Raw genomic sequence first — 17,482 nt, 5'->3', positions numbered from 1 at the left:
TAATATGAGCGTAGCACGCGATGCATTAAGTGGCGTGTCGTGGACGGCGTCTTCAACCATAATCAAAGGTGTATTACAGCTGGCGCAATTAATTGTACTGGCGCGCTATTTAACTCCCGCGGAGCTGGGGATATTGGCTATTGTGCAGTTGGTGGTGAGTTTTGCCCAAATTTTTGGTGACGCGGGTATTTCAAATGCGCTTATTTTCCATAAAAATTTAGTTAAAGACCAACTTAATCAGCTTTATATCGTTAACGTGCTGCTGGGGTTGTTTATTTCAGCTGTGGTGTTTGTAATGGCGTTTCCTGTGGCGCTTTTTTTTGATATGCAGGCGCTTACGTTATTGTTGTGGTGGTTATCGCCGGTATTTTTAATTCGTAGTTTTGGCCAGCAGCCTCTCGCTTTATTACAGCAAGCTATGCGCTTTAATAGCATTGCTAAAATAGAGGTAGTTGCCAGTGTAGTAAGCTTTATTGTGCTTATTACGTTGCTTATATTTGATTTTCGTTTGCTTTCGGTTGTTATATCGCAGTTAATTAATGCAGTAATGCTTAGTAGCTGCTTGTTAATTGGTTTTACACATTTACGGCCCAAGCTTACGCGTTTACGGTTAAATAGTATTATGGAACCTATTAAATATGGCTTATATCAAACAGGTGAAAGCTTTGTTAATTTTATGAGTGCTCAGCTAGATCAGCTTTTAATTGGTAAGTTATTAGGTGCAGAAGTATTAGGTATTTATGCTTATGTAAAAGCGCTTGTATTTAGGCCTGCGCTACAGCTTATTAACCCGGTTGTAAATAAAGTCGCGTTTCCGCTCATGGTTAATCATCAACATACACACAGTTTAGCGCTGTTATATAGCATGATATTACGTTTGCTTAGTTTAATTAATATTCCTTTATATAGCCTTGTGGCGTTGTTTCCGGGCTTAATTTTAAACCTAACGTTTGGTGAGCAATGGCTTGAGCATGCTGAGCTATTACGTTGGTTAGCTTTGTATATGCTTATTATTTCAATGATGAATCCTATCGGTGTACTTTTAAGAGCAAGCGGGCAAGTTAAACGCGGTTTTTGGTGGAATATTGCAATAACGATAGTCAGGCCGTTAATTATTGTGTTTAGCATTAAGTTGGGCATTGTTGAAATGGTTAAGATGCTGGTGTTATTGCAAGTTGTGTTATTTATGCTGCATTGGGTGTATTTAATAAAACCAGTGAGCGGCTTGTCGTTTGGGCGGTTAGCTTTGTCGCTTGCGCCAGCAGTGTTGGCATTTGCTATGGTGTCGTTGTTTATTTTGATTTGTGTACAGCCTTTATTAATGTTACCGGCAGTATATTTGTTTGCGTTTATTTGTGTTGGGTATGTGCTTGCTATAGCTCCACAATTAATTAAAGTATTTAAGTTTATTAGAGGTTAGTAAAATGCCCGGCATAGTAGGTTTTATTGGTAAAAATATATTACCCGATACTCACCCTTGTTTATTAGAGGTGGCAGGTAAAGTTTCAAGTAGCTGGTGTATAGAAGGGCAATATCAACAGCTAATAAAAACAACGGCAGATATTGCACATCATCATTTTAATAATCAAAATTTAAGCGTTGATATATGGGGTGATGTGTATTCAATAAATGCTATTGATTGCCAGCAAGGCGATGTAGCTGAGCTTATAGCTAATCAGTATTTAATTGGTAACTTAAGTGAGTTATGTAGCCAATTAAATGGCTATTTTGCATTTGTTATTTTTGATAAACAAACACAAAAAATAACCCTGGTAACCGATCGCTTTGGTATAAAACCACTTTATATGTGGGATGATAATAATTTAGTTAAAGGCTTTGCAAGCGAACCTAAAGCGCTTGTGTTAAACCCTGACTATAAGCAACAAATTGATCTCAATGCTCTTAAAACGTTTGTTGATGTAGGGCATATGCTCGGTACACAAACCTTGTTTAGTAATATTAAACGTTTAGCCCCAGCTTCAATAACAACTATTAATATGACTACTTTACAATATGACACCGCTCAATATTGGAGTTGGGCCGATATTAAAACAAATAATACAATAACGTTTGATGAGGCAATAGATGATGCTTATACCTTATTTGATAATGCAGTTTCGCGCTGCTTAAAAACAATTAAGCAACCAACTCTTGCTATAACGTTAAGCGGCGGGCTTGATTCTCGCGTGTTACTAGCCGCTGCAAAAGAGCATTTTAAAGGCACAATAAAAACCTATACCTTTGGTGAAGCAGGCTGCGATGATGCTGTATTGGCAAAACAAGTAGCACAGCTTGCGGGTGTATCTAATCAATTGGTAAGTATTGATGAGCATAACTGGTTTGAAGGACGTGAGCAGGGTGTATGGCTAACCGATGGCTTAAAAAACATTTTACATATGCATGCGTTAAGTTCGGTAAGTAATATTTCAGCTGATTCTAATTATTTACTTAACGGTTATTTAGGTGATGTTACCTTTGGTGGTAGTTATTTATTTGCTGAGGATAAATCATCACTTTCACAACAGCAACGATTAGCCCTGCGTTACTTTGAACATACTCCCTATGCCAATATAACAGATGATTATTTTAAACACGCTAATGACGACCCTGTTTTAATTTATAACCGGGGTGTGCGCTTTATTGGTGCTGGTAGTGATTTACTAAGCCATGAACTACATAATTTAAAACCCTTTATGGATAATGACTTAGTGGAATTTTTGTATTCGTTACCTGATGAATATCGCCGTAACGGCAAGCTTTATCATGCGATGTTACTGCGTTATTACCCTGATTACTTTAAAACGATTGCGTGGCAGCAAACAGGAAAGCCGATTTCGTTGCAATCAACAAGTGTTGAGCCTGCAAGAAGCCCTGTAAAGCAACGCTTAAAAGGTTTAATTAAAGGCTCTGCTTTTGAAGCGCTAGCTCGTAAATTATACCGAAACGTAACACCCAAAAGGCATTATGTTGCTTATGATACGTGGTTAAGAGAGCCACAATTTAAACACTTTGTGAAAAAAACCTTATGTAAAGACAATAGTGAAGTTAAAAAGTTATTAGGCAGTGAGTTTGTAGATGAAACTGTGAATAGTTTTTTTACCATGAGCGATACAGTAAAACCTGAAAAAATAGGTAGTTTATTAACTGTGGAGCTTTATTTAAAACGCTTACAGTGAAATTTCAAGTGCGCGCGAATATGGTAAACGCAAGATTATTTTGCGATAATAACCTGCTGCGTTTACACGTTATATTTAGTAAACAAAAAATAAATAAGTAGAGATAAAGGCTTTTAATGAAAACTATTGTTGTTACGGGTGGCGCAGGATTTATTGGTAGTGCTGTGATTCGTTTTTTAATAAACGAGACACCACATAAAGTAATTAATTTAGATAAGCTAACTTACGCAGGTAATTTACAGTCATTAAAAAGCATTGATAGCTCTAAGCGGTATACTTTTGTAAAAGGCGATATTTGCGACCGAGTGCACCTAAATAGCATTTTTAAAACCTATCAGCCTGACATAATAATGCATTTAGCGGCTGAGTCTCACGTTGATCGCTCTATTGATGGTCCCGGTGACTTTATTCAAACGAACATTGTAGGAACGTATACCTTGCTTGAAGCGGCACGTGAGTATTGGTGCACACTAAATGATACCGCTAAAGCTGGTTTTAGGTTTCATCATATTTCTACAGACGAAGTGTATGGTGATTTACCCCATCCTGATGATGTGAAGGGTGAAGCGGAAAGTGTGAAGAGTGAAAACACCTCTTACTTAACACCTAGCACTTCTCAAAATTTACCACTGTTTACCGAACAAACAGCGTACGCACCAAGCAGCCCATACTCTGCCAGTAAAGCGAGTTCTGACCATTTAGTAAGAGCATGGCAACGTACATACGGGTTACCCGTTGTTATTACTAATTGTTCGAATAACTATGGGCCGTTCCATTTTCCAGAAAAACTCATCCCATTGGTTATTTTAAATGCGTTAGAAGGTAAAGCATTGCCTATTTATGGCGATGGTTCACAAATTAGAGATTGGCTATATGTTGAGGATCATGCCCGCGCACTATATAAAGTGGCTACCGAGGGTAAAGTGGACGAAACGTATAATATTGGCGGCCATAATGAAAAAACCAATCTTGAAGTGGTCACCACTATTTGTTTAGAGCTGGATAAGCTTATTGAAAAAAAACCACGTAACCTAACATCATTTAAAGAGCTAATAACGTTTGTAAAAGATAGACCAGGACATGACAGACGTTATGCAATAGATGCATCAAAAATAGATAGTCAACTTAATTGGCAACCGCAAGAAACGTTTGAGTCGGGTATTAGTAAAACAATAATGTGGTACTTAGAGAACCTTGATTGGTGTAAGCAAGTACAAGCCGGAACTTATCAGCGAGAACGTTTAGGAGAAAACACATGAAAGGAATAATTTTAGCTGGCGGCAGTGGTTCTAGACTACACCCAATTACGCTAGGAGTTTCAAAGCAAATTTTACCTGTTTATGATAAACCGATGATTTATTATCCACTGTCGGTATTAATGCTTGCTGGCATTAAAGATATTTTGATTATTACGACTCCACATGATCAGGCTCAATTTAAAGCTCTGCTCGGTGATGGTAGTAATTTTGGTATAAATCTGACGTATGCAATTCAAGAAAAACCAGAAGGATTAGCTCAAGCCTTTATAATTGGTGAGGACTTTATTGGCCAAGATTCAGTTTGCTTGATTTTAGGCGATAATATTTTTTATGGTGCTAATTTTTCACCTAAATTAAAAGCGATGGCAAAAATTGAGCAAGGAGCATGCGTTTTTGCTTATCAAGTAAACGACCCTGAACGCTTTGGTGTGGTAGAGGTTGATGAACACTTTAATGGTATTTCAATTGAAGAGAAACCATTAAATCCAAAGTCTAATTATGCTGTTACTGGATTGTATTTTTATGACAACTCGGTAATACAAAAAGCGAAGCAAGTTGAACCTTCTGAGCGCGGTGAGCTAGAAATTACAGCAATTAACCAAGCATACTTAGAAGATAAAAATTTAAAAGTTGAAGTATTAGGGCGCGGCTTTGCCTGGTTAGACACCGGCACTCACGATAGCTTAATGGAGGCGTCGTTGTTTGTTCAAACGGTTGAAAAACGACAAGGCTTTAAAATTGCTTGCTTACAAGAAATTGCTTATACGCAAGATTGGTTAACAAAAGATGCACTTGTGGAGCAGGGGCACGCACTTAATAAAACTGGTTACGGTCAGTACCTTTTAAAACTGGCAGCAGGAACACATTAATGTCTCAAAATTTAAATCAGTTTCCAACACCAAACTCAGACAATAGTAATGCACTTGACCTTGTTGAGTTATGGCTAATTTTATGGAACAAAAAGTGGCTGATTATTGTGCTGTCTTTTTTATCTTGTGCAGGTATTTTGGCGTATTCATTAACGCTTCCTAATATGTATAAATCGTCAGTGTTACTTTCCCCTCAGCAAGAGCAGCAAAGCAGTGGCTTATCTTCTTTAGCAGGCCAGTTTGGAGGGTTAGCTAGCGTAGCCGGTATTAATTTAGGCGGCTCAAGTGACAAAACAGCTGTTTATTTAGAAATAATTAAATCAAAAGATTTTTTATATAAATTTATCGAAAAAAATAATGTAAAAGTAAACTTATTTGCAGCAAAAAAGTGGGACAAAGATACTGAGGAACTTGAGCTTGATGATACTATTTATAAAAATGGTAAGTGGTTAGTTGACGAAGAAACCCAAAAGACACTTGAGCCGACTTTGTACGAAGCGTATGAATATTTTGTAAAAAAACTAACAGTTAAAGAAGACAAAGTAACAGGATTGGTTGAAATTTCGTATGAGCATATTGATCCGCGTATTGCTAAAACGTATGTCGAAAACATCGTTACGCTAATTAATAAATCAGTAAGAGAGCGCGAAATAGCGGAAAACAAAGAAAGTATTAAATATCTCAATGAAGAATTAGCCAATACCAATATAGCTGAAATGCAAAACGTTTTTTACACTATTATTGAAGAGCAAACAAAGTCTATGCTGCTTGCCAAAGTGAGAAAAGAGTTTGCATTTAAGGTAATAGAAAGCCCTATTGTTGAAGAGCAAAAGTCGTCTCCGAACAGAGCTGTTATATGTATTCTAGGAGCTGTTTTTTCGGTGTTTTTTATATGTATTACTGTATTGCTTATACACTTTATTCGTGAGAATAAGTCCTCAAATGCACGTTCTTAATATATGAACTTGCGAGTTAACATATTGAATAGTAGTAATGATACAAATACTTTAAACGTATATAACAAAGTAAACGCTAAGTTATACATTTCTAGCTGCCTATTGCTTTTAGGCTGGTTATTTTTACCGTTTATTTTGTGGGTCCTTGGGCTTTTTTTGTATGCATTTGCCGTAAAAAAAACGCGTTTAGATAATTTGTTAGTTGGTGTTATTTCTGTATCGTTAAGTATGTTAATAGCCTCAAGGTTTATAGGTTATTTGTGGGGTGGCTCTGACGATATGCCGTCATATTTAATGGCTTATGATCGCTATGATGAACTCTCTGGAATGCTTAGCGTATCATTATTATATGCTAAGCATGGTGATGCCTTATTTGGATTTTATAGCTGGGCTGTAGCCTGGTTTACCGATAACGATATTTTTACATATTATTTTTTATCCGTATTAATCACTTATGGATTAATCTGGAAATTTTGTAAGTTAGTTGATGGACCAAGCCCGCTATTATGTTTTTTACTGATTATTTTGTTTTATAAATTTTTTCAGTTTCAGTGGCACTTGATACGTACATGCATGGCAGTTCCTATTTTACTTATGGGAGTTTGGTATGCGCAAAAAAATAAAAAACATGGCAGCCTTATTTTTATTTTAGGGGGGCTTGTTCACTTTTCTACGTTTATTTTATTACTTCCTTTACTTATTTTTAGTAAACATTTAACTCGCCGCTGGAGTGCGTCACAACTTATTGTCATATTTTTAGGGTTTATATTAGTGGCTCTAGTGGGCGTAGTTAGCATTAAAGTACTCGGCTCTGTGGTTAATAATTATATGGTGAATAAAATACTGACGCGATTAGTATTTGAACCTAATTTTTCAAAGCTTCCTTCGTTGTTGTTTTTTATTGTTGTGAACCTTATTGCACTACCCGGTTATTTAAAAACCAATAATGTTGCTTATTTAAGGTTGTTTAACATGATGAGTTACTTAACCTTACTCAGCTCGGTGGCACTGTTTTTTATAGGTGAGGAGTTGCATCGTATTTTTCTACCTTTGTACTTACTTTACGCACCAATGCTACTTTTTGCTTTGCAATATATAAAACCTAAGTCGATCACAGGCGTATTTTTGTTTTTATTGATGGGTTTTCATATAGCTGCTTTTTCATATGTAGTGCTAATAAACGAAAGTAAATTTTTTTATAAAGGTGATAAACATATCCACCCATTAGAGAGGCGTGGCTTTGATTACCTTGTGATGTTTAAGCACTATTGGAACACCGAAGTTATTTATTATGATGGATACCGTAATAAATAGTTGTACCCTCTTATTTAGGCCTAAATATGAATAAATTAGTTACAGTTATAATACCTACCTTTAAGCGCGCAGAGGCTTTATTAAAAGCGATTGAAAGTGTTAAAAGTCAAACTTATTCATGTTTGGAAATTATTGTTGTTGATGATAATGACCCTTCAGGTGAAGACAGACGTTTAACAGCTGATATTATGGCTGGATACGCTAACGATGAGCGCATTCATTATATACGCCACGATAAAAATAAAGGCGCTTGCCAAGCTAGAAACACAGGTTTAGATGCAGCCAAAGGTGAGTATGTTGCTTTTTTAGACGATGATGATTTATGGGTTGATACAAAATTAGAGACTCAAGTGGCTGCTTTAAATTCGAGCGATGCAGATATTTGCTATTCAGATATGTTTTTAGAATATCAAGGCTGGAAGCGGTATTTTACTTGTGTAAGCGATGATGATTTTTATTTGTCTCTGCTAAAGCAAGGCTTTGGGATTTGTACCTCCGTTTTACTTATATCAACAACAGCTATCCGATCAATTAATGGCTTTGATAGCAACTTACCCAGCATGCAAGACTATGACTTATTACTTCGACTAGCAAAAAAATACAAAGCAATACATATTGCGCAGCCTTTGATCACCTATCAGTTAGCGGATGATGGTATATCGTGTAACCCAATTTCAAAAGCGAATGGGCATAGGGCGGTTATTGCTAAATATGAGGCTGAGTATATAAGTTTAGGTTTAAAGAAAGGCCTTGCGCGTCAATATGAAAGCCTTGCTGATTTTGAGCTAAGAAGTGGTAATCGTACTACTGCAATAACACATTATTTTAAAGCCCTAAAAATGTCACCCCTATCAATGCGCGTATTTGCGAAACTGGTACTTGGCAGTCTTTTTGGTAAAAAGCCACTTGAGTACTATTTATTGAAACGTCAGCAGCGTTCTTCAGTCAGTATGACTACTTCGGATTATTAAGGGGCATTTGATGCGTGGCATGTATATTAATTGCGATAAAGAACGACTACCGTCGTCACTTTATTTGACTAAAAACAATAGCCGTATTTTCGATTTTCCACATGCGTGTAGAGTCACCGGTTGCATTGTATATGACGAGGAAAATTGGTCGCAATTACCGTATGAGCATATAGAGCATAATATTTTTATTATGTCAGGCTGGTTTATTTATAAAGAGCAGCTAAACCCATTAACTCTTTTAGCTAACGATATAGTGGCACAAGGAATTGACGTTTTAAATAATGTTTTGACTGGTGTGTTTACGCTTTTTTGGCAAAATGAGCACGAAGAGTTTGTTTTTACCGATCCGCTTGGTTTATCAACGCACTTTATCGACAAGCTATCGACTGAGTTACGTGTTGCCCCTAGCGTTAAAGTGTTAAAAAATGATTCGCATCATCTCAACCATGACATGCAATGTATTTTAAATAAGAAAAACCACTTGTTTGGTAATTACACTCTTTTTGATGGCTTGCAGAGGCTAACCCCTGGGAGCTGTGTTGGAGTGATGAGTGAGCGCTCTTATTTCGTATTTCATGAAGCTAAGCCTTTAGATTCATTAGCTGACGCTGTTAAAAAGTTAACTTCACTTTGGCAAGAGCACTCTAAAATATTACCTATCAGTAGCGGCCTTGATTCTAGGTATTTATTGGCAAATGGCACTTATAAATATGGCTTTACTTATGGGCCAGATAACTCACCAGAGAGAGAAATAGCTGCCAGCTTTAGTGAGGATTTTAAAACGTATTTAGCTTTTGATTATAGTGAGCAACCATTACATGAACAAGAGCAGGCTATTTTAGATGAAATGGCTTTTGGCACACTCAACCCTATTCCAAGGCTATTAACTAATTATAGTTTTGTAGCACAACACTTTGAACAAGCAAAAATATTTTTTGATGGTTATTTAGGTGATTTATTTCAGCGTGGCACTTATATAAATTTTAAAGGCAAAAGAGGTGAAGTTTTAAAGTTATTTCCGTTTATTTATAGTGTGATTAATTTTAAGGCAAAAACTTTAATGCGTTTAAGGTACAAAGAGTTAACCGATAAAGAATTTACTATTTTGTGGCAAGACTTTGTTCAACGTACAGATAGCCTAGCGTTAACGGATTACCAAAAAGTGACTTATTATGAGTTTTTATATGGGAGAGGTGGCAGATATACTATTTTTGGCAGTAATATTTTAGCTGCGCAATTTTTTACTGTTGTTTCACCTTTTGCTGCAAGGGGGATCTTTGATTCTTTTATACAGCAAGATTACGCTAAAGCGGTTCGCTACCGAGCGCTTAAAAAAATATGGAGCAAAGTGGCTGTAAAGTATAAAAAAATCAAAGTTGAATCAGGATATACTCCACTATCAAACCCCGTAACAATTCCATCTATACAATTGATTTATAGGCTAATGTTCCATTTTATTCCATCACGTGCAAATTATGGCGTAAAAAACAAGCGTATGGAAAATAAAAAAAAATGAAAAAAGCAATACGTGTACTACTGCTGTCTAATATGGGGCCAAGCAAAAATAAACCTAATTCAGGGCGATTTATAATGAACCAGTATACTAGCCTAAAAAAGTATACTGATTTAGATATGAATTACTTTTATCTAGATCAAGAAAAGAAGTCTGGTTTATTGCGCTTATTTCGATATCCTCTTTTTGCACTTCATTTTTTATTTAAATATATTTTTTCGGTAAAAAAATTAGACATTATTCATGTTCATTTTTTCTTCCCTAATATTTTGTTAGCTATTACTTACAAAATACTAAGAAATTGGAAAGTTAAAATTGCTGTAACTTTTCATGGTAGTGATATTTATAGTTATTCCCCCCCTAGTGGAATATACAAAAAGTGTATTGATTTTGTTGATGAATCAATTTTTGTAAGCGATGAACTAAAAGCACGCTTTTTTAAGCAAGTACCTTGCACTGTATTAAGCGCTGGTGTGAATGAGGTTTTTTATCAAAAACATGAAAAAAGTAGCTTTAAAGAGAAGCAGTATGATGTTGTGTTTGTGGGCCAGCTTGACAAAAATAAAGGAATTGAAAGACTGGAGAAGATTTTAATCGCATTTCCTTGTAAAATACGTGTGGCAATAGTAGGGGATGGCGATAATACGTTTATAGAGCGTGTTAAAAATAATAAAAATGTGAGCATTTCATATTTTAATAGCTGTAACCCGCAGCAGTTGGTTACAATTTATAACTCAAGTTCTATGTTGATTAATTTATCATATAATGAATCGTTTGGCTTGGTGATGAGTGAGGCTATGGCATGCGGTGCTTTAGTTGTGGCCACTCAAACAGATGGCGCTAGTACGCAAGTAGCAGATGGAAAAAACGGTTTTTTAATACCAAATCAAGACGGCAGTGTTTGTTCAAGTACTATTAATGCAATACAACGTATTTTAAGCATGTCAGAAAAACAATATGCAAGCATGAGTGATAGTGCAACTAATACAGCACAAAAATATCGTTTATCGGTGGTTGCAAAGCAAATATTTAATATGTACACCAAGTTACAAGCGAAAAACTTTAATGATAAATAAAGTAAATATAGGCGGCATTGATGTTGCTGCTTACCAATCCATAGATGAACTTATAAGCTCGTCAATTTTGACAACTCAGGGTATACAACCTGGCGTGGGTATAGCAATTAACCCAGAAAAGATTATGGCCGCAAAAAACGATCCTTATATTATGAGTATTTTGCAAAATGCAACACTTCGTTATCCTGACGGTATTGGTGTGTCTTATGTTATGCAAAAGCGTTTAGGTTCAAAAGTTGCTAGAATTCCTGGCTGTGAATTATGGGAGCGTTTAATGCTTCGTTCTGTTGAGCAGCAAATACCCGTTTTTTTACTTGGTGCAACCCAAAGTACAGTGCTACAAACTTATGAAAAATTAACATCGCTAGGTGTTGATGTTGTAGGCTATAAAGATGGTTATTTCACTAAAGAACAAGAGCAATCCGTTATTGATGAAATTATAAAGTCTGGTGCTAAGGTAGTTAGTGTAGCATTAGGTTCTCCACGACAAGAGTTATTTATTTTTGAATGTATTAAGTATGCGCCAGATTCTTTTTTTATGGGCGTAGGTGGTACTTATGATGTTTTTACAAACAATGTAAAACGTGCACCTCTATTTTTTAGAACCTTGAATTTAGAGTGGTTATTTAGATTGCTATCACAACCATCGCGCCTATTTCGTCAAGGTAATTTACTCAAATATATATATTACTATTTAACAAAAAAAATATAGTAACTTATACGCGCAAATTCACTTTGTTTAATTCAGATTTTGAGGTTTTAATGTTATTTAGAAATGTATCTGTTATTGGTTTAGGTTATATAGGTTTGCCAACCGCTGCGGTGATAGCATCGCGCGGTGTAAATGTAATTGGTGTTGATGTTAGTCAACATGCTGTTGATACTATAAACGCTGGTAATGTACATATTGTTGAACCCGACTTAGATATTGTTGTGCGCAGCGTAGTAAAAGCCGGTAATTTACGTGCGACTACGCAAGCTGAAAAAGCAGATGCGTTTATGGTAGCAGTGCCTACTCCATTTAAAGATAACTACGAAGCCGATCTTACTTACATTGAGTCTGCAGCTAACGCAATTGCACCTGTGCTCGAAAAGGGGAACTTAGTTATTTTAGAGTCGACCTCACCGGTAGGTGCGACTGAGAAGCTTGCTAAGTGGTTAGAACAAGCGCGCCCGGATTTAACTTTTCCGCAAACCCATGGTGATAATGCAGATATAAAAATAGCGCATTGCCCTGAACGTGTATTACCTGGTCATGTACTGCGTGAGCTTGTTGAAAACGATCGCGTTATTGGTGGTATGTCGCAGGCTTGTTCTGAGAAAGCGATATCACTTTATAAAATATTTGTAAAAGGCGAATGCTTACTCACAAATGCACGTACTGCTGAAATGGCTAAGTTGACAGAAAACTCATTTCGAGATGTAAATATTGCTTTTGCAAATGAATTATCGATGATATGTGATGAATTAGATATAAACGTGTGGGAACTCATTAAATTGGCTAATCGCCACCCTAGAGTTAATATTTTGAACCCCGGGCCGGGTGTAGGTGGGCATTGTATAGCTGTTGACCCTTGGTTTATTGTGAGTTCAGCGCCTGATACAGCTAAGCTGATTCGTCAAGCTCGTGAAGTTAATGACAGCAAGCCTCATTATGTATTAAATCAAATTATTGAAGCCGCTGAGCAGTTTAAAAAACCAGTTGTTGCTTGCTTAGGAATTGCTTTCAAAGCCGATATTGATGATTTGCGCGAAAGCCCTGCACTTGATATTACTAAAATGTTGGCTCAACAAAATATAGCTAAAGTGCTGGTAGTAGAACCTAATATAAATAAGCTACCAGAGTCATTAACCGAACTAGGTGTAGAGTTGGTAAGTCTTGAAACTGCACTGGAATTGAGTAATACGCTAGCTGTTTTAGTCGATCATAAGCAATTTAAAGCTATCGCCCCTGAATTGGTTGCTAAAAAAGCAGTTGTAGATAGTCGCGGTATTTTTTAATTTAAAAAATGTAGAAAGCTTGCCGAATTTAGTCCGCAGGCTTTTGCTAGGAAAGTAAATGAAAGTTTTAACTGTATTTGGTACCCGCCCTGAAGCTATTAAAATGGCACCATTGGTATTAGCGTTAGCGCAAGAGCCTGCTATTGAATCTAAAGTGTGTGTTACTGCACAGCACCGAGAAATGTTAGATCAAGTACTCGAACTTTTTGAAATTACTCCTGATTATGATTTAAATATAATGAAAGCAGGTCAAGATCTCTACGATATTACCAGTAAGATATTACTCGGTTTACGTGATGTGCTAGATGACTTTAAACCTGACTGGGTATTAGTGCATGGCGATACAACAACAACATTTTCAGCATCAATAGCTGCATTTTATAAGCAAGTAAATATAGGGCATATTGAGGCTGGTCTGCGAACAGGTAATTTATATAGCCCATGGCCAGAAGAAGCAAATCGTACATTAACAAGCGTCTTAACAGCGAAGCATTTCGCGCCTACACAAGCCTCTGCAGATAATTTATTACGTGAGCATATTGCTGATTCTTCAATCGTCATTACGGGTAATACCGTGATTGATGCATTATTAAAAGTAAAGCAGGAAGTTCTTTCCAAAGAAAGTGTTCAGCAGCAAATGAATGCAAAATTTACTCACATAGTAGATAAACCATATATTTTAGTCACGGGCCACCGCCGTGAAAGCTTTGGTGGCGGGTTTGAACGTATATGTGAATCTATTTCTCAACTTGCAACTAAGTATCCTGATTTCAATTTTGTTTATCCTGTGCATTTAAATCCAAATGTACAAGAGCCTGTTAACCGACTTTTAGCCGACAAAGATAATGTTAAGCTTATCGACCCTCAAGATTACTTACCTTTTGTGTTTTTAATGGATAAATCATACTTAATCCTTACTGATTCGGGTGGTGTTCAGGAGGAAGCTCCTAGTTTAGGTAAGCCGGTGTTGGTTATGCGTGAGACAACCGAACGACCAGAAGCTGTTGCTGCCGGTACGGTAAAGTTAGTGGGTACTGATGTGGATAAAATAGTTGATGCAGTAAGTGAACTTATTGAAAACCCATCACTTTATAAAGAAATGAGTGTAGCGCATAATCCATATGGTGATGGTTTATCAAGCCAGCGTATTATTAATAGCCTACTGGGTAAATAGTCAAAGGGAATAAATATGAGGATAGCTGTCGTAGGTACAGGGTATGTTGGGCTTTCAAACGCCGTGCTGTTATCACAGCACAATGAGGTTGTTGCTTTAGATATAGATGAGCAAAAAATAGCACTTTTAAATAATAAGCAGTCGCCTATTGTAGATGCTGAGATTAGCGCGTTTTTAACGCGCAGTGATTTAGACTTTACAGCCACTATAGATAAAGTAGCTGCTTATAAAAATGCCGAGTTTGTAATAATTGCTACACCCACTGATTACGATGTTGAAAATAACTACTTTAATACGAGTACTGTAGAAGCTGTAATTAAAGAGACTATAGCGTATAACCCAAATGCAGTTATGGTCATTAAATCGACGGTGCCTGTTGGCTTTACGCAAAGTATTAAAGAAAAATTTGGAATTAGTAATTTAATATTTTCACCAGAATTTTTGCGTGAAGGCAAAGCGCTGCACGATAACTTATATCCATCACGTATTGTTGTTGGTGAGCAAAGTGAGCGCGCAACAGTATTTGCTAATTTACTTAAGCAAGGCGCTATAAAAGAAGATATTGAAGTACTGTTTACTGATTCAACAGAAGCGGAAGCTATTAAGTTATTCTCAAATACTTACTTAGCAATGCGCGTCGCTTATTTTAATGAACTTGACAGCTACGCTGAAGCACATGGATTAAACTCTAAGCAAATAATACAAGGTGTTAGTTTAGACCCTCGTATTGGTAATCATTATAACAACCCATCATTTGGTTATGGCGGTTATTGTTTGCCAAAAGATACGAAACAATTACGAGCAAATTACGCAAATGTACCTAATAATATTATTGGTGCAATTGTTGATGCCAATACTACACGTAAAGATTTTATTGCTGATTCAATAATTAAACGAAATCCTAAAGTGGTTGGTGTGTATCGTTTAGTAATGAAAACAGGTTCGGATAATTTTAGAGCTTCTGCTATTCAAGGGATTATGAAGCGAATTAAAGCGAAAGGTATTGAGGTTGTTGTATACGAACCAGTCCTTGAAGAGAATGAGTTTTATCACTCTCGTGTAATTAAAGATTTAAATGAATTTAAGCAAATGTCAGACGTTGTTGTTTCAAACCGTATGGTAGAAGAGTTAAGCGATATTGCAGATAAAGTTTACACTCGAGATTTATTTGGTAGCGATTAATAAACAAAGTTTAAAGACTAAAGGTTAAAGGTTAAAGACTAAAGTTTAAAGACGAAAGGTTAAATGTTAAAGACTAAAGGCTAAAGTATAAGTCAAAAACTAAGGTGAATTTATATTAGGGGGCGTTGTGCAATTTGAGGACTTAAATGTATGGCAGCGCTCTGCCGATTTAGCTTGTGAAGTTTTTATTTATTTTAAGGCAAGTAAGCAATTTGGTTTAAAAGATCAAATTACACGCTCAGCATTATCAATTTCATCAAATATTGCGGAGGGTTATGAGAGAAAGACAGCTAAAGATTACTGCCGTTTTCTCTCTTACTCTAAAGGTAGCTGTGGTGAGCTTCGCTCACAAATATATATTGCCTTAAAAATTGGTGAGGTTGATACAAAAACAGCAGAAACCTGGATAGAAGAGTCTAGGCAGTTATCAAAGATGATATCTGCCTTAATGAAAACTATTGAAACTTGGGATTAGGCTTTTAGTCTTCAACTTTCAACTTTCAACTTTCAACTTTCAACTTTCAACTTTCAACTTTATCAGCTTAAAGATTAGGAAATTATGAAATATTTAGTAACGGGTGCTGCTGGTTTTATTGGGGCGGCAACATGCCAAAAATTGTTAGCGGCCGGCCATGTAGTCGTTGGTATTGATAACCTTAATGACTATTACGATGTAAATTTAAAACTAGCTCGTTTAGCGCAGTTTGAAAACCATGAAGCATTTACATTTATTAAGCTTGATATAAGTGAACGCCCAGCAATGAGCGAGTTATTTAAAGCACAGCAGTTTGATAAAGTAATCCATTTAGCGGCGCAAGCCGGTGTTAGGTATTCAATAGAAAACCCTGATGCTTATGCAGACTCTAACTTAGTAGGGCACTTAAATGTGCTTGAAGGGTGTCGTAATAATAAAGTTAAGCACTTGGTTTATGCTTCATCGAGCTCTGTATATGGCTTAAACGAAAAAACACCGTTTGAAACAACTGACAGTGTTGATCATCCTGTGTCGTTTTATGCTGCAACTAAAAAAGCGAATGAGCTAATGGCACATAGCTATTCTCACTTGTATAGCTTACCTACAACAGGGCTGCGCTTTTTTACTGTTTATGGTCCATGGGGTCGCCCAGATATGGCACCGTATATTTTTACTAAAAAAATACTTGCTGGTGACACGATTGACATAAACAACAATGGCGATATGTGGCGTGACTTTACTTACATAGACGACATAGTAGAAGGCGTTGTACGTGCAGCCGATGTTATACCCGCTGCAAACCCTGATTGGAGAGTAGAAACTGGCTCGCCAGCATCTAGTTCTGCCCCTTATTCGGTTTATAACATTGGTCACGGTAGCCCAATAAATTTAATGAAGTTTATTGAAGCTATTGAGGCTGAGCTCGGTACTGAAGCTAAAAAGAACTTCCGTGAAATGCAATCAGGTGATGTTTATAAAACCTTTGCCGACACTACAGATTTATTTAATGCGACAGGCTATAAAGCGCAGGTTGATGTTAAGCAAGGTGTTAACGAATTAGTTAAGTGGTATAAAGATTTTTATAAATAAAAGTTACAATTTGTAAGTCATTTAAAAACACTGTTCTCAATTTGAGACAGTGTTTTTTATTGGCTTTAAATTACTTGAGCGCAAAGCAAATTCGTACCTACAGGGTTGTATATTGTAAACTCCCGCCTACGGGTTAGGTGATATTTGTGGGCGGGGCTTTACGCCGCGCTTGTTGAGTTGTTTTATGGATGCGTGAAGGTAAACTCTCAAGAGCTGCGCGAGGTAAACTCCCGCCTACGGGGTGGTGTTATTTGTGGGCGGGGCTTTATGCCGCGCTTGTTGAGTTGTTTTATGGATGCATGAAGGTAAACTCTCAAGAGCTGCGCGAGGTAAACTCTCAAGAGCTGCGCGAGGTAAACTCCCGCCTACAGATTACGGGGCGCGTTTTATTTGTGGGCGGGGCTTTATGCCGCGCTTTTTTTTAGCT

Annotated in this window: 15 protein-coding genes; all 15 read left to right on the top strand. The window is 36.7% G+C overall.

Annotated elements, in window-relative coordinates; translation table 11 throughout:
- Positions 1-4: 4 nt before the first annotated feature.
- Positions 5-1,420, top strand: a complete 1,416-nt coding sequence (locus I6F53_RS00195; RefSeq protein WP_166419788.1) for an MOP flippase family protein — start codon at positions 5-7, stop codon at positions 1,418-1,420.
- Positions 1,421-1,424: 4 nt separating this feature from the next.
- A complete protein-coding gene (locus I6F53_RS00190; RefSeq protein WP_166419789.1) occupies positions 1,425-3,176 on the top strand; it encodes an asparagine synthase-related protein in 1,752 nt (583 codons plus the stop codon).
- Between the two features lie 116 nt (positions 3,177-3,292).
- The gene (locus I6F53_RS00185) at positions 3,293-4,435 is read left to right on the top strand and encodes a dTDP-glucose 4,6-dehydratase (RefSeq protein WP_166419790.1); all 1,143 of its coding nucleotides are present in this window, start codon (positions 3,293-3,295) and stop codon (positions 4,433-4,435) included.
- Complete coding sequence (rfbA, locus tag I6F53_RS00180; protein WP_166419791.1) at positions 4,432-5,304, top strand: glucose-1-phosphate thymidylyltransferase RfbA; 873 nt, start codon at positions 4,432-4,434, stop codon at positions 5,302-5,304. Before I6F53_RS00185 ends, rfbA begins: the two co-directional genes overlap by 4 nt.
- Complete coding sequence (locus I6F53_RS00175; protein WP_166419792.1) at positions 5,304-6,260, top strand: Wzz/FepE/Etk N-terminal domain-containing protein; 957 nt, start codon at positions 5,304-5,306, stop codon at positions 6,258-6,260. The genes rfbA and I6F53_RS00175 overlap by 1 nt, the downstream gene beginning before the upstream one ends.
- 24 nt (positions 6,261-6,284) lie before the next feature.
- Positions 6,285-7,574: an EpsG family protein gene (locus tag I6F53_RS00170; RefSeq protein WP_231616497.1), complete on the top strand. Its 1,290-nt coding sequence runs from the start codon at positions 6,285-6,287 to the stop codon at positions 7,572-7,574.
- 26 nt (positions 7,575-7,600) lie between these two features.
- Positions 7,601-8,545, top strand: coding sequence for a glycosyltransferase family 2 protein (locus I6F53_RS00165; protein ID WP_166419794.1), 945 nt, complete (start codon positions 7,601-7,603; stop codon positions 8,543-8,545).
- Between the two features lie 10 nt (positions 8,546-8,555).
- Positions 8,556-10,061 (top strand): hypothetical protein, encoded by a 1,506-nt coding sequence (locus I6F53_RS00160; RefSeq protein WP_166419795.1) that lies wholly within the window; start codon positions 8,556-8,558, stop codon positions 10,059-10,061.
- Positions 10,058-11,134, top strand: coding sequence for a glycosyltransferase family 4 protein (locus I6F53_RS00155; RefSeq protein ID WP_166419796.1), 1,077 nt, complete (start codon positions 10,058-10,060; stop codon positions 11,132-11,134). Before I6F53_RS00160 ends, I6F53_RS00155 begins: the two co-directional genes overlap by 4 nt.
- Positions 11,124-11,846: a WecB/TagA/CpsF family glycosyltransferase gene (locus tag I6F53_RS00150; protein WP_166419797.1), complete on the top strand. Its 723-nt coding sequence runs from the start codon at positions 11,124-11,126 to the stop codon at positions 11,844-11,846. The genes I6F53_RS00155 and I6F53_RS00150 overlap by 11 nt, the downstream gene beginning before the upstream one ends.
- A 50-nt stretch (positions 11,847-11,896) precedes the next feature.
- Positions 11,897-13,135, top strand: coding sequence for a UDP-N-acetyl-D-mannosamine dehydrogenase (wecC, locus tag I6F53_RS00145; protein ID WP_166419798.1), 1,239 nt, complete (start codon positions 11,897-11,899; stop codon positions 13,133-13,135).
- A gap of 58 nt (positions 13,136-13,193) precedes the next feature.
- Positions 13,194-14,309 (top strand): non-hydrolyzing UDP-N-acetylglucosamine 2-epimerase, encoded by a 1,116-nt coding sequence (gene wecB / locus I6F53_RS00140; protein ID WP_197238143.1) that lies wholly within the window; start codon positions 13,194-13,196, stop codon positions 14,307-14,309.
- Between the two features lie 15 nt (positions 14,310-14,324).
- The gene (locus tag I6F53_RS00135; RefSeq protein WP_197238142.1) at positions 14,325-15,491 is read left to right on the top strand and encodes a nucleotide sugar dehydrogenase; all 1,167 of its coding nucleotides are present in this window, start codon (positions 14,325-14,327) and stop codon (positions 15,489-15,491) included.
- A gap of 127 nt (positions 15,492-15,618) precedes the next feature.
- Positions 15,619-15,966, top strand: coding sequence for a four helix bundle protein (locus I6F53_RS00130; protein ID WP_166419801.1), 348 nt, complete (start codon positions 15,619-15,621; stop codon positions 15,964-15,966).
- 84 nt (positions 15,967-16,050) lie between these two features.
- Positions 16,051-17,055 carry an NAD-dependent epimerase gene (locus tag I6F53_RS00125; RefSeq protein ID WP_197238141.1) on the top strand — a complete coding sequence of 335 codons (1,005 nt, stop codon included), beginning with the start codon at positions 16,051-16,053 and terminating at the stop codon, positions 17,053-17,055.
- Positions 17,056-17,482: the final 427 nt, after the last annotated feature.

Origin of the sequence: Pseudoalteromonas sp. SWN29 (assembly GCF_015864465.1) — a bacterium.
In the GTDB taxonomy this organism is placed as follows: Bacteria; Pseudomonadota; Gammaproteobacteria; order Enterobacterales; family Alteromonadaceae; genus Pseudoalteromonas.
The sequence above is the reverse complement of the archived record's forward strand: the minus strand, read 5'-3'. Positions and strand labels throughout refer to the sequence as shown.

Coding starts and splice junctions, on each gene's coding strand:
- I6F53_RS00195 (WP_166419788.1), top strand. CDS start 5: ATGAGCGTAGCACGCGATGCATTAAGTGGCGTGTCGTGGACGGCGTCT.
- I6F53_RS00190 (WP_166419789.1), top strand. CDS start 1,425: ATGCCCGGCATAGTAGGTTTTATTGGTAAAAATATATTACCCGATACT.
- I6F53_RS00185 (WP_166419790.1), top strand. CDS start 3,293: ATGAAAACTATTGTTGTTACGGGTGGCGCAGGATTTATTGGTAGTGCT.
- rfbA (WP_166419791.1), top strand. CDS start 4,432: ATGAAAGGAATAATTTTAGCTGGCGGCAGTGGTTCTAGACTACACCCA.
- I6F53_RS00175 (WP_166419792.1), top strand. CDS start 5,304: ATGTCTCAAAATTTAAATCAGTTTCCAACACCAAACTCAGACAATAGT.
- I6F53_RS00165 (WP_166419794.1), top strand. CDS start 7,601: ATGAATAAATTAGTTACAGTTATAATACCTACCTTTAAGCGCGCAGAG.
- I6F53_RS00160 (WP_166419795.1), top strand. CDS start 8,556: ATGCGTGGCATGTATATTAATTGCGATAAAGAACGACTACCGTCGTCA.
- I6F53_RS00155 (WP_166419796.1), top strand. CDS start 10,058: ATGAAAAAAGCAATACGTGTACTACTGCTGTCTAATATGGGGCCAAGC.
- I6F53_RS00150 (WP_166419797.1), top strand. CDS start 11,124: ATGATAAATAAAGTAAATATAGGCGGCATTGATGTTGCTGCTTACCAA.
- wecC (WP_166419798.1), top strand. CDS start 11,897: ATGTTATTTAGAAATGTATCTGTTATTGGTTTAGGTTATATAGGTTTG.
- wecB (WP_197238143.1), top strand. CDS start 13,194: ATGAAAGTTTTAACTGTATTTGGTACCCGCCCTGAAGCTATTAAAATG.
- I6F53_RS00135 (WP_197238142.1), top strand. CDS start 14,325: ATGAGGATAGCTGTCGTAGGTACAGGGTATGTTGGGCTTTCAAACGCC.
- I6F53_RS00125 (WP_197238141.1), top strand. CDS start 16,051: ATGAAATATTTAGTAACGGGTGCTGCTGGTTTTATTGGGGCGGCAACA.